Raw genomic sequence first — 12,429 nt, 5'->3', positions numbered from 1 at the left:
TGGCACTGTGCGGCTGGGACTTGGCGTCAAGCGGGGCTGATGGTCGCGACAGCCGCAGTCGCCTGCCGAGTTCGATCGGCCGGCAGAAGCGCGATGGCGATGGCGGTTGTGACGGGCATGGCCAGGACGAGCCCAATGGCGCTGCAGAGGGTGCGCACGAGTTCGGTTGCGATGTCCTCATGCGTGAGCAGCTCGAAAGCGGGGCGGTTGTAGAGGGAGACGACCACCAGCACCGCCAGTCCCGTCCCCGCATAGGCGAAGACGATCGTGTAGATGGAGGAGGCGATGTGATCTCGTCCGATTCGAAGAGCGCTGGCGAACATTGCGCCGCGGGACATGTGCGGTGCCGCGGCCCGCAGCTCCCAGGCAGCCGAGGCTTGGGTGACGGTGATGTCGTTGAGTACGCCGAGGCCGGAAATGATGATGGCGCAGGTGATCAGCCCGCGCGGATCGATGGCTGATGTGAGCGTGGGGATGGTGCCCGTTGCCTCGTCGCCCACACCGCTGAGTCGCGTAGTGATCACCTCTAGTTGTGCGATACCAGCGGTGATGGCGATGCCGCCCAAGGTTCCCAGCAGGGCGGCACAGGTACGCATGGATATCCCATGGGTGAGGAACAAGACGATGAACATCATGCCGAAGCTCGCGACCAGTCCGACGAAGAAGCCGGGCTCGCCGCCGATCAGGGCGGGTACGACGAACAGGAAGATCATGAGGCCGCTGAGCGCCAGCGACACGACGGCGAGGAGTCCGCGTAGCGCTCCGACGGCGATCACGATCACGACGAATGCGATCGCCCACCAGACGAGAGGTTGGTTTCGCTCGATGCCGAAGACCGCGAACGATTGGCCGATCGTGGACCCCACCGCACCGTTTTGCGCATCGGAGGATGACACCTGGCCGTTCGGCGTCGGTGTCACGGTCAACCGGAGCTTGTCGCCCGGTTGCAGTCCTGCTTTCGAGTACGGCCACAGAATCGGCAGCGCGAGATCGTTCCCCGACCCCTTTCCGTTGAGCAGCCGCACCTTTGCCATCTGACAGGACTGCGTGCCGCCAGGCCCGGCCTTCTTGGCTGACGCACTTCCGCTGAAGAGCGCGGGGCATCCGTCGTGGATGGTCGTGATCTGCGCATCGGAGAACGTGACGCCCTTACCGGCGAACTGCGCCGCCGACGTTGCTTCGGCCGCGGGTCGCCCGGCGGCGGGCCACAAGGCGATGACTCCCGCGAGCGTGATCGCCCCGAGAACCGCCAGTGTCGTGACAACGATCACTTGTGCCCGAAAGGCGATGCGTACCTTCGGGGGATGACCGCCGTGCGAGTGGATCAATGAGTGCGACACCGCACAAGGGTACGGCTCGCACTGCGTGGCATCCCTGTGCCCATTCCCGAGTTCGTCGGGCCTGCTCAGGCCCCGGCCGGCGTGGGTCGTACTGCTCCGCGCGCACATCCTGCTGATGCTCTTCCTCGCCGGAGGGATCCTGTCGCTCGCGGTCATCGCGCTCGCGCTGTTCGTGCGCAAGCCGCCCGTCTCGGAGGAGCCCGGGTTCTGAGCAGCAGCGCTCCCGCGAAGCCCGCCCATAGGGTCGCTTCGCAGGGGTGCGTGCTCACGTGATACGGGTTATCGTCAGCCGCATGTGCCGCAACATCCGCTGCCTTCACAACTTCGATCCCCCGACCACCGACGACGAGGTGCGCGAGGCCGCCCTCCAGTTCGTCCGCAAGGTCAGCGGATCCACTCGCCCCTCCAGGGCGAACGCGCCCGCGTTCGAACAGGCGATCGACGAGATCGCTGAAGCAACCAGGAGGATGCTCGATCAACTGGTGACCAATGCGCCGCCGAAGAGCAGGGAACTCGAGGCGGTCAAGGGCAGGCAACGCCACGAGAAGCGCATGGAGCGCGAGGTGAGGATCCGCACGGCTTCGGCGTGAAGGCGCGGATCGAGCCCGGAGTGATGGGGCCGCGTATCCGCGCTTGCCAGCTGGCTGGCAGAGAGGCGCTGAGCGCGCTCGCCGTCACATTCGTGCGCCTCGGCGTGGCGGCGAAAGGTCTTCGTTTAGCGTGGCGGGATGCAGATTGAGGATGTCTGGCCGCTGTTCAAGCTCCGCTTGCTGACGCCTCGCCTCGAGCTTCGACCTGTGCGTGACGAGGACTTTCCAGCGCTCGTCGAGAGCGCACTGGCAGGCATCCACGATCCCGAGCGGATGCCGTTCGGGGTGCCGTGGACCGACGCGCCGCCGGAGCAGCTCTCCCCGTCGCTGGCGCAGTATCACTGGCGGATGCGAGCCAACGTCAGCCCGGAGCGCTGGGGAATCAGCTTCACGGTCCTGCTTGGCGGCGACCCGATCGGCATCCAAGAGCTTCATGCTCACAACTTCGCGAACCTGCGCACTGTCGAGAGCGGATCGTGGCTGACGCGGTCAGCGCAAGGCAAGGGGCTCGGTACCGAGATGCGTGCCGCATTGTTGATGTTCGCCTTCGACATCCTGAAGGCCGAACGGGCACAGTCCAGCGCCGCAGCCTGGAATGCGGCCTCGTCTCGAGTGTCCGAGCGACTCGGCTACGTCCCGAATGGTGTTCATCGAGTCCAGACTCGTCCAGGCGAGGTCACCGACGAAGTCGGGTTCCGCCTCGGCCGAGACGAGTTCATCCGTCCGGACTGGCGTCCGCAGACCGAAGGAACGGAGGCGGCGCTGCGACAGCTCGTCGTAGATGCAGCCGCCTAGCGCCCCGGCGACACAGCGTCGGTCGGCTCACGCCGTGACAAGCCGCGCTCACGCGGGCAGCTGATGCTCATGCTCTCCGGCCCGCAGCCCGTCGATCGCAAGTGCGGCGAACCGGCGGGATGCCTCCAGCCGCGAACCCCTCGGCGCCGAGGAGAGTCCGCGCGCGGCAAGAAGCACGAGCACGAGGTCGTCGAGCACGAAGTCGCGGCGCAGCTCGCCCGCGGCCTGTGCGCGTCGAGCTAGGTCGGCCAGCAGATGCAGCAGTTCTGTCCGGTGCGCAGTGAAGTCGAACGCGCCGGGGAACTCGATGATGAATGCCTCGACGAACGCCTGATTGCGGGCATTCAGTTCGCTGAGTCCAAGGATCACACTTCGGAAGCCGCGCCACGCATCCGGATCCGCCGCCCCGCGCTTGACGATGGCACGGCACGTGCGCAGTTCCTCGGCGAATGCCTCGCCGACGAGGTCCTGCTTGGTGGGGAAGCGGCGGTAGAGGGTCGCCGGCCCGACGCCGGCCCTCCTGGCGATATCACGCATCGTCACACCGAGGCCCTCGGCTGCGAACAGTTCGCGCGCGGCAGCAAGTACGCGTTCGCGGTTGTCCAAGGCGTCGGATCGCAGTAAGCGAGGCAATGAATCCGGCATCTCGCTCACTTTACCGAAACGGACGCGGGCGTCCACTAACGTCGCGCTGGGCGGCCCAGGATCGCCCAGACATCGGAGGAGTGCCTGATGCGTGTCGTGTCGATTGAGGAATACGGTCCAGCTGAGGGGTTGGTGGCTTCCAAGCGGCCGGACCCGGAGGTCAATCCGGGATCGATGCTGATCGAGGTGGAGGCGATCGGTGTGGGCGGCGTCGACGCCGTCATCCGCCGCGGGACTCTCGGCAGCAGCTACGCGATCGGAATGGTGCCAGGCAGCGAGGCGGCAGGAACGGTGACGCGGGTCGGCGAGGGCGTGTCTTCGTCCTGGCTCGGAAAGCGGGTGTGGGCATTCACGGGCCTTGGCGGCGCATACGCGGAGAAGGCGACAGCCGCCGTCGAGGACGTGGCCGAGTTGCCCGAGGCGCTCCCGGCGACGGATGCCGTTGCTCTCGGCAGTGCTGGAACCGTTGCGCACTTCGCGCTCGAGCATGCCCGTTTCACAGCCGGCCAATCGGTGCTCGTCCGAGGGGCATCCGGAAGCCTCGGGATCATGGCAGTGCAGCTCGCTGCGGCCCGTGGCGCCGGTGCGATCGGCGTCACGACTTCGACCCGGGAGCGGGGTGAGCGGTTGCGATCACTGGGAGCGACGGAGGTCCTGGATCGCGCCGGTCGCCCGCTGGACGGCTCCCACGATCCTCAGTCCTTCGACGTTCTCATCGACATCGCGGGAGGACATGACCTGCCGGCGTTCTTCGAGAAGCTTGCCCCGAACGGCCGGGCGGTCTCGGTCGGAGTCGTGGCAGGTTATCCGCCAGCCGACTTCGGCATGAGTCTCATGCGCTTGTTCCAGCGCTCGTTGTCGTTCGCGACATTCAGTCTCAACACGGTGCCTGTGGCGGAACGCAATGCCGAACGCGCCCGCATCTTCGAAGCAGCCGCCCGAGGCGAACTGACTCCGGTGATCGAGGCGGTCCTGCCGCTCACCGAAGCAGCAGAGGCTCACCGCCGCATGGATGCCGGAACCGTCTTCGGACGCGTCGTTCTGACCACGTGAGCGGATAAGGCCGCATCCGCTCCCGGCCGTCAGTTGATGATCTCGCCTCGCTCCTCGGTGCGGAGCGCTGCCAACCGGTCCCGCCACCCCTGGAGTGCTTCGGATGTCAATCGGGTCCAGTCGGTCACCTCGCCAACGATCCGGAGCGGATCCCTGCTGCGGTACGACCGCGTCGGGTTGCCCGGGAACTTCTTGTCGGTCACGTTGGGGTCGTCCTCGAACGTTCCGGTCGGTTCCACGATGTACACGCGAGGAGGGGCATCCCCGGCTGCGAGCTCGGCTGCGAGCCCTGCCCCATCGCGGAGCGCGGTGAAATAGATGTGGTTCATCACCACTTCCGGGCGATAGTTCGACCGGAAGCCCGCGGTCAGCAGGTCACCCACTCGCAGATCGGCTTTCGTGCCGTGATAGAACGGCCCGTCGTCCAGTGCTTCACCCACCGCGACAGCCTATGCAGAAAGAGTGGCCGGGAACCGTCTCGGAGTCTCTCCTGGCTCAGCCCAGATCGTTGCCACTTGTGCAAAACTGCAGAAAAGGCAAACTTGCACAATATGCAAAGACGGGTTATTGTTGCAGTGCCTGCAAGAAATTGCCAGCCAGCGTCGGCACTCGGGCGCCGATCGTGGCGTGCCGGTGCCACACCTCCATCGCCACTTGTCACCCGAAGGGCCCGCATGTCCACCACGACCGCTCCGGCGCAGACCTCACCGGTTTCCCTGCCCGGATCGAAGCCGATAATGACGCATCGGCAGATCCTCCTCGTCATCTACGGCCTCATGGCCGGCATGTTCCTGTCGTCGCTCGACCAGACCATCGTCGGCACGGCCATCCGCACCATCGGCGACGACCTGCACGGTCTCGACCAGCAGGCCTGGGTGACCACGGCCTACCTGATCACCTCGACGATCACGGTGCCTCTCTACGGCAAGCTCTCCGACGTGTTCGGCCGCCGGCCGCTCTTCATCTTCGGCATCGTCGTGTTCATCGTCGGCTCTCTGCTGTCGTCGTTCTCTACCTCGATGCTGATGCTGGCTGCATTCCGCGCCTTCCAGGGCCTCGGCGCCGGCGCCATGATGTCGCTTCCACTGGCGATCATGGGTGACATCCTCGCTCCCCGCGAGCGGGCCAAGTACCAGGGCTACTTCTTCGCCGTGTTCGGCATCTCAACCGTCATCGGACCCCTGGTCGGCGGGCTCTTCGCCGGAGCGAGCCAGATCCTCTGGGTCGATGGATGGCGTTGGGTCTTCCTGATCAACGTGCCGGTCGGCATCATCGCACTGCTCATGGTGATCGCGTTCCTCCACCTGCCCAAGGTGGCCAAGCGGCTCAAGCCGCGCATCGACTGGTGGGGTGCGACATCCGTGATCGTGGCACTCGTGCCGCTGCTGCTCGTGGCAGAGCAGGGACGCACCTGGGGCTGGACCTCGTTCGCCTCCATCGCGTGCTACGTGATCGGCGCGGTCGGCGTCGTGGCCTTCCTGGTGATCGAGAGCCTCATGAAGGATGACGCCATCATCCCGATGAAGCTGTTCAGGTCTGGCACGTTCTCCATGGCGACCGTGCTGGGCGTGCTCGTCGGGTTCGGGATGTTCGGGGCGATGCTGACCATTCCGCTGTACCTGCAGATCGTGGTCGGCCTCAGCCCGACGGCATCCGGATTCGCGCTGATTCCGATGGTGGTCGGCCTGATGATCGCTGCACTCTCCTCGGGCCAGATCACCGCGCGCACAGGTCACTACCGGATCTTCCCGATCACGGGCACTCTGTTCACCGCCATCGGATTCGTGTTCCTCACGTTCCTGAAGTACGACAGCCCGCTGTGGTTCCTGATGGTCGGCATCTTCATCATCGGGCTCGGACTGGGCCAGCTGATGCAGACGCTGGTGCTGGCGAGCCAGAACTCGGTCAAGGCAACCGACATGGGCGTGGCGAGCAGCGCGGCGACGTTCTTCCGGCAGATCGGCGGAACCCTGGGCACGGCCATCATGCTCTCGGTTCTCTTCTCGGCGCTGCCCGGCAACATCATCAATGCGTCGGCCGACAAGGCGACTCTAAGTTCCGCTCTCGATGCGGCACTTGACCCGGCAGTGGCGACCGCTCCGCACAACGCGGGGATCATGAAGCAGCTGTGGAACCCGATCGTCGAACCGATCGAGGCGAATGTGCAGAAGGAGCTGGATCAGGCATCCACCGGCGCGAAGGCCGCCGCAGACAAGGCCGTGACGTCGAAGGTCACTGAGGCCGTGGACGCGCAGGTCGCCGCCGGCCGAGTGCCCGCCGCCTACGCCCCGACGCTCATCGAGCAGCAGGTTGCAGCTGCGACGCCGGCAGCGGAAAGCGCCGCCCTGACCGCGGTCGCGCAGAAGGCGAACGCAACGGTCGTCGACGGCCGTGTGACCGTGAACTGGTCGAACGCCACGCAGCGCACCGCCTGGGTGGACACCCTCACCCCGACGCTGCAGAAGCAGTTCGACAAGGGGAACTCGAAGGCATCCAGCGCCTCGAACAACACGACGAGCGACACCTCGTTCGTGAACGGCGCAGACCCCCGTCTGTCCAAGCCGTTCATGGTCGGATTCACGCAGTCGATCGTGCTCGTCTACTGGGTCGGCGTGGCAGTGATCCTGCTCGCGTTCATTCTGTCCTGGTTCTTCAAGGTTCCGCCGCTGCGCAAGACGTCCGCCCTGCAGGAGCAGGCTGACGCCGCGGGGATGAGTGAGACCGGATCCATTCAGGTACAGACGGCTTGATCCCCTTCGGCTCGGGCGGTCCAGGTGGCCGCCCGAGCCGAGCCACGGGCAGAATGGAAGCACAATGAGCATCCCCCAGCAGCAGCGGACCGAGGCCGAGCCGTTGCGCGAGCGCAAGAAGCAACAGACGCGCCACGCCATTCACGAGGCCGCCCTCGAGCTGGTCGACGAGAACGGTCTCGACGGCACGACGATCGAGCAGATCTGTCAGCTTGCCGGGGTCTCCCCACGAACGTTCTTCAATTACTACCAATCGAAGGCGGCCGCGGCCCTCGGCCTGCCCGATCAGGCGATCTCCGAAGACGTCGTCACCGAGTTCAGGCAGGCGACAGGCGGCCTGATTCCCGCGTTGTGCCAGCTCGTGGGCGACCCGGCCGATCAGCGGATGGACCGGCACCACATGAAGGAGATCATCGTGCGCCGGCCTGAACTGGTTCCGGCGTTCACGCAGTGGATGGGGTCGGTGCGCGAGCAGTTCATCCAACTCGCGCTGGAGCGGTCCTCATCCAAAGACGAGGCCACGGCCGCTGTGAGCCTCGTGATGGCCGCCTTCGGCCTCGCCATGCACGATCAGTCATCGAAGGATGGCCCCGCCGCTGAGCGCCTGCTCGAGGCGGTCGACAAGCTGGTCGCCGTGCGCAGCGCTCGGCTCGCGCCGCTGGAGTAACGGGCTGCCGACCCAGTGCAGCCCGCGTCAGCTCACAGGCTGTCCGGATCGAGGTTCAGCGTCGTGCCCTCGTAGAGGTACTGCTGGTCGCCGAACACCTGAAGGTTAGCGTTGAGCCAGATGAGGTCTTCGACCGAGATGCCGAAACGCTGCGCGACAACCGATGTGATGTCGCCGGGGGCGACCAGGTAGCTCTTGGGCGCGCCGCCCGAGGTGGTGGCCGTGACCGTGCCGTTCGCGTACGCGCGGGCCCCGCCGTCTGCAGGGTGCACGTTCGACTGCCGAACAGGCACCGACCAGTGCACCGTGTTGACCGCAAGCACCTTGTTGGGGCCGAGCTCCACGGGCACGCCGTCGGCTGAGGCCACCGACGAGTAGGTCACGAGCGTGCCCAGGTACGACGGCTGGCTCTCCCCGCCGAGCGACCCAGACGACGAGCTCGCTGTGGTCGTCGGTCCACCGAGCAGATGGTCGCCGACTCCGTGATATGTCAGGCCGTCGCCCACCTGTGGCGGGATGTCGATGAGTGTGACCGAGACGGGTACCGGCACGGTCGACGTGAAGTCCGAGTACTGCGCGGTGTACGTGTTGTCGCCGTCGGCCACCACCCGGTAGTGGAAATGGATGCTGCCCTTCGGCGAGGTCACGTCGCCCTCGGCAACCACGGTCCCTGCCGGAACTGGACTGAGCGTCGGGGTCGGCGAAGGCGGGCCGCCCGGCTCGGGAGTGGCCGGATGCGAAAGCGCGGGGTTCGGCGCGACGGATGCCTTCGGCCGCGCCGTGGGCGTCGTCGAGTGGGGAGCGTGGCTGTGCGTGACGTGCGCGGTCGCCTTCGCGCTGGTCGACACGCATCCGGAGAGGGTGACAGCGACCGCCAGCGCGATGCCGACCGCAGCAACCCTGCGCTTTCTCCTTGATGTGCCGCTCACCCTTGCCGCGCGGCCTTCCGCGCGCGGCCCACGAAGGTCCCCATCGATCACCGTTACTCCCTCAGGCCGCGCTCGCCGGGCGTACGTGCCCCTCTCCCGACGAGCCGACCCCAAACAGCGGGATCTTGATGCACAACTGCACCATTCCCAAGCAGACCCTAGTTGTCTATCTCCGTCTGGGGAAGTCCGCCGCGGCATCCCGCGCACTCGAGCGGGCGAACCACCAGGCCCCGAGCGCGCCGACGACGAGCACCGCGGAGAAGGTCCCGATCGCCGGAACGATCCCGACCAGCGCACCGAGCACGCCGAGTGTGACGCCGCCACCCGTGCGGAGGCCGGAGGCGAACATGCCGTACACGCCGAGGGTTCGCCCGCGTTCGCCGGGCGGCGCTTCGAGCTGCACGATGCTCGCCGTTATCGAGAGCGACGCGATCTCGCCACAGCCGGCGACGGCGAGTGAGATCAGCGCGAGCAGATAGCTGCCGGTGAGGGCGAAGGCGAGCGTTGCTCCGCCGAAGACGACCGTCGACAGCACGGCGGCGCGAAGGGTCGGCCGCACGATGCCCGTTGCTTCGAGGAGGAATCCGCCGGCCACGCCGCCGAAGCCCATGGCGAACAGCAGCATGCCGTAGGTGAGGTCGCCCTCGCCGCCGGCGCCCAGCCGCGCGGCGAACACGGGCATCGACGCCTGGAGGGCGTTCCCGATGGTCAGGGCGGTGAGTCCGGAGATCACGATCATGGCGATGATGAGGTGGTTCGAACGGATGCTCCGCAAGACCTGCACCGTATCGCGCAGCCTCACCCTGCGGGCGGGGTCGAGAACGGCGGCATCGCGAGTGTGCCCGGTGAAGGGCGTGCGCCACATCAAGACGGTCATCGGCAGGTAGAGAAGCACGTTCACGAAGATGCCGCCGGTCGGACCGAGCCACAGGAGCAGAGCCGATCCGACGACCGGTCCGAAGAGGATGCCCAGGCTCTGGAACGTGGCGTTCATCCGTACCGCGCTCGGCAGCTCGCGGCGATCGACGAAGTCGTGCAGCATCAGCTGTTCGGCGGGCGACCAGATGGAGCCGGCCAGACCGTGCAGTACCAGAAGCACGCAGGCCTCCCACACCTGCAACGTGCCCGTCAGGAAGAGCACGCCCCAGAGCGCTGACACCAGCATGAACAGGCCCTGCGCGATCTGGATGAGCTTGCGGCAGTCGTACTTCTCCGCGAGCGTGCCGGTCCACACGGACAGCAGCAGGAACGGCAGCCAGTGGCTGATGATCTGGAAGCCGACGAGCGCCGGCGAATGGAAGGTCTGCCAGAGCACCCAGTAGGTGATGACGTGCTCGGTGTTGTCGGCCATCATCGACAGGCCCGAGGTGAAGAGATAGGGGCGGGAGTTCTTGTTGCGCAGCGCGGCGAAGCGGCGTGCGACCCCTGGCGGCCCGGGCGTTTCGGGAAGGGCAGAGGCGGGTTCCGGCATCCTGACCTCCTCATCGCTCGCAGACAGTCCACGATAACCGAAATATGTTCGGGCGCATCACATATTCCAGGCGAGAAACGAGACCTCGCGCCCGAGTTGTTCAGGCCGCCTGGCCTGTCCGCAGCAACCGTCACACAGGCGTAGCGTGGCGGCATGGCTGATCGGTGTCGTCGCTGCCCCTTCCCGCCTCATGACCCAGGCCGTCGCTGACGGAAAGGGCATTCATGAAGGCTCCGGAGCGGCCGGATCGTTCGGAATCCGCGCCTGTGCAGACGGGTCCCGTGGTCGGCGCCGGTCACGGGCGGCGTGCCATCGTTTTCACCGCGGTCGCCGCGCTCGGCGTGGTCTTCGGTGACATCGGCACCAGCCCGCTGTATGCGCTGAAGACGGTGTTCCAGCTGGACGGCGGCGCCGTGCGACCAAACGAAGGCGACGTGTTCGGCGTGATCTCGCTGATGTTCTGGAGCATCACAATCGTCGTCTCGATCAAGTACGTCACCATCCTCATGCGCGCCGACAACAACGGCGAAGGCGGTGTCATGTCGCTGGCCGCGCTGGCTCAGCGGCTCTACGCGAGCCGGGCCGGCCGGGCGGGGGCCCTGCTGGTGATCGGCATCATCGGCGTCGCCCTGTTCTACGGCGACTCGATCATCACACCGGCGATCAGTGTGCTCTCCGCTGTAGAAGGTCTGCACGTCACAGCTCCCGCGATCGCGCACCTCGTCATTCCGATCGCGGCCGTCATCGTCGTCGGCCTGTTCCTGGTGCAGCGCTTCGGCACGGGCAAGGTGGGTGTGCTCTTCGGGCCCATCATGGTGCTCTGGTTCGTCGTGCTCGCGGTCGCAGGACTGGCACTGGTCATCCAGTACCCGGCGGTGCTGCTCGGACTGTCGCCGAGCTACGCTGTCGTCTTCATCGTCGCGCACCCAGGGATCTCGTTCATCGCACTAGGGGCGGTGGTGCTCGTCATCACGGGAGCCGAGGCTCTCTACGCCGACATGGGGCACTTCGGGCGCTCGCCGATTCGGCGCGCTTGGTTTTTTCTCGTCTTCCCCGCGCTCACGCTCAACTACCTGGGACAGGCGGCGCTGATTCTGCACAATCCCGCCTCCAGGGCCAACCCGTTCTTCCTCTTGATTCCCGAATGGGGACGCCTGCCCGCGGTGTTCCTGGCAACCGCGGCCACCGTGATCGCGAGCCAGGCGGTCATCTCCGGCGCCTTCTCGCTCTCGCGGCAGGCGGTGCAGCTCGGCCTGCTGCCGCCGCTCACCGTGAAACAGACATCCGAGCGCGAAGGAGGGCAGATCTATCTGCCCGCGGTCAACGCTTTGTTGTTCATCGGCGTCATGGCCGTGATGCTCACCTTCGGCTCATCGGACCGGCTCTCTACCGCGTACGGCATCTCCGTCACCGGCGCACTGGTCGTCGACACATTGCTGATGCTGCTCGTCGCCCGTCCCCTCTGGAACTGGGCTCCGTGGAAGATAGCGCTCGCCGCCGTCGTCTTCGGCGGATTGGAATTGACGTTCCTCGCGGGCAACCTCTCGAAGATCATCAATGGTGGTTGGGTCCCTCTGCTCATCGCTGCGGCCATCATCACGGTGATGACGACGTGGCGCAGAGGGCGGCACCTCGTACAACTCGACCGCAGAAAGAAGGAGGGCTCGCTCTCCGAGTTCATCGAGGACCTCCGTTCGCGAAAGCTCCCGCGCGTCCCAGGCATAGCCGTGTTCCCGCACCCCAACAAAGACACGACGCCGCTCGCGCTACGCGCCAACGTGAGGCACAACCACGTTCTGCACCAGCACGTCATCATCGTGTCGATCAGCACGGCGAAGGTGCCGCATGTGCCGGTTGAGAAGGCGTACGAGTACGACGACCTGGGCTACAAGGACGACGGCATCGATCACATCAGCATCCGTTTCGGCTTCTCCGACGAGCCGAACATTCCGCGTGCCCTTCGCGCCGCCTGCCGCGCCGATGTGCTCCCCCTCGACGCAAAAGAATTCAAGGATGCCTCGTACTTCATCTCGCGCGGTGCGATTCGCGTCACTCGAAGGGCGCCGATGGTGGGATGGCGCCGATCGCTGTTCGTCGCGCTCGCCCACAACGCCGCGGATCCCGCAGCTCGCTTCGGGCTTCCGCCGCTTCGCACCGTGACGATGGGCAACGATGTAGAGATCTGATCT

At 66.0% G+C, this 12,429-nt stretch carries 12 protein-coding genes; 7 read left to right on the top strand and 5 right to left on the bottom strand.

The genetic code is table 11. The annotated features are described in order from the left end of the window. Positions 1-26 precede the first annotated feature (26 nt). Positions 27-1,340, bottom strand: coding sequence for a YibE/F family protein (locus tag ACO2Q7_RS10350; RefSeq protein ID WP_423355525.1), 1,314 nt, complete (start codon positions 1,338-1,340; stop codon positions 27-29). A 25-nt stretch (positions 1,341-1,365) separates the two neighbouring features. Here ACO2Q7_RS10350 and ACO2Q7_RS10345 point away from each other — a divergent pair, with 25 nt between their 5' ends. The 3 genes from ACO2Q7_RS10345 (at position 1,366) to ACO2Q7_RS10335 (ending at position 2,725) form a co-directional block, all read left to right on the top strand. Next, a complete protein-coding gene (locus ACO2Q7_RS10345; protein ID WP_423355524.1) occupies positions 1,366-1,551 on the top strand; it encodes a hypothetical protein in 186 nt (61 codons plus the stop codon). Positions 1,552-1,633: 82 nt separating this feature from the next. Further along, a complete protein-coding gene (locus ACO2Q7_RS10340; protein WP_423355523.1) occupies positions 1,634-1,930 on the top strand; it encodes a DUF2277 domain-containing protein in 297 nt (98 codons plus the stop codon). A gap of 138 nt (positions 1,931-2,068) precedes the next feature. Further along, on the top strand, positions 2,069-2,725 hold the full coding sequence (locus tag ACO2Q7_RS10335) for a GNAT family N-acetyltransferase (RefSeq protein WP_423355522.1): 657 nt from the start codon (positions 2,069-2,071) through the stop codon (positions 2,723-2,725). A gap of 48 nt (positions 2,726-2,773) precedes the next feature. On the opposite strand, the gene ACO2Q7_RS10330 is transcribed toward ACO2Q7_RS10335, so the two are convergent. Then, the gene (locus ACO2Q7_RS10330; RefSeq protein WP_423355521.1) at positions 2,774-3,370 is read right to left on the bottom strand and encodes a TetR/AcrR family transcriptional regulator; all 597 of its coding nucleotides are present in this window, start codon (positions 3,368-3,370) and stop codon (positions 2,774-2,776) included. Positions 3,371-3,457: 87 nt separating this feature from the next. Between ACO2Q7_RS10330 and ACO2Q7_RS10325 the strand changes: the two genes are divergently transcribed. Continuing rightward, positions 3,458-4,423, top strand: a complete 966-nt coding sequence (locus ACO2Q7_RS10325; protein ID WP_423355520.1) for a zinc-binding dehydrogenase — start codon at positions 3,458-3,460, stop codon at positions 4,421-4,423. 29 nt (positions 4,424-4,452) lie between these two features. Here the strand turns inward: ACO2Q7_RS10325 and arr are convergent, their stop codons facing one another. Next, on the bottom strand, positions 4,453-4,863 hold the full coding sequence (arr, locus tag ACO2Q7_RS10320; RefSeq protein ID WP_423355519.1) for an NAD(+)--rifampin ADP-ribosyltransferase: 411 nt from the start codon (positions 4,861-4,863) through the stop codon (positions 4,453-4,455). A 234-nt stretch (positions 4,864-5,097) separates the two neighbouring features. Between arr and ACO2Q7_RS10315 the strand changes: the two genes are divergently transcribed. Continuing rightward, positions 5,098-7,173 carry an MDR family MFS transporter gene (locus ACO2Q7_RS10315; protein ID WP_423355518.1) on the top strand — a complete coding sequence of 692 codons (2,076 nt, stop codon included), beginning with the start codon at positions 5,098-5,100 and terminating at the stop codon, positions 7,171-7,173. Between the two features lie 64 nt (positions 7,174-7,237). Beyond that, entirely contained in the window at positions 7,238-7,840 is a 603-nt protein-coding gene (locus ACO2Q7_RS10310) for a TetR/AcrR family transcriptional regulator (RefSeq protein ID WP_423355517.1), read from the top strand. A gap of 32 nt (positions 7,841-7,872) precedes the next feature. On the opposite strand, the gene ACO2Q7_RS10305 is transcribed toward ACO2Q7_RS10310, so the two are convergent. Both ACO2Q7_RS10305 and ACO2Q7_RS10300 read right to left on the bottom strand, forming a co-directional pair. Then, the gene (locus tag ACO2Q7_RS10305) at positions 7,873-8,769 is read right to left on the bottom strand and encodes a LysM domain-containing protein (RefSeq protein ID WP_423355516.1); all 897 of its coding nucleotides are present in this window, start codon (positions 8,767-8,769) and stop codon (positions 7,873-7,875) included. 166 nt (positions 8,770-8,935) lie between these two features. Next, complete coding sequence (locus tag ACO2Q7_RS10300; protein ID WP_423355515.1) at positions 8,936-10,240, bottom strand: MFS transporter; 1,305 nt, start codon at positions 10,238-10,240, stop codon at positions 8,936-8,938. A gap of 224 nt (positions 10,241-10,464) precedes the next feature. Here ACO2Q7_RS10300 and ACO2Q7_RS10295 point away from each other — a divergent pair, with 224 nt between their 5' ends. Next, on the top strand, positions 10,465-12,426 hold the full coding sequence (locus ACO2Q7_RS10295) for a potassium transporter Kup (RefSeq protein WP_423355514.1): 1,962 nt from the start codon (positions 10,465-10,467) through the stop codon (positions 12,424-12,426). The last annotated feature ends 3 nt before the right edge of the window (positions 12,427-12,429 follow it).

It is taken from the genome of Rathayibacter sp. KR2-224 (genome assembly GCF_049446075.1).
GTDB lineage: Bacteria > Actinomycetota > Actinomycetes > Actinomycetales > Microbacteriaceae > Humibacter.
This window is presented reverse-complemented; position numbering and strand designations above follow the sequence as displayed.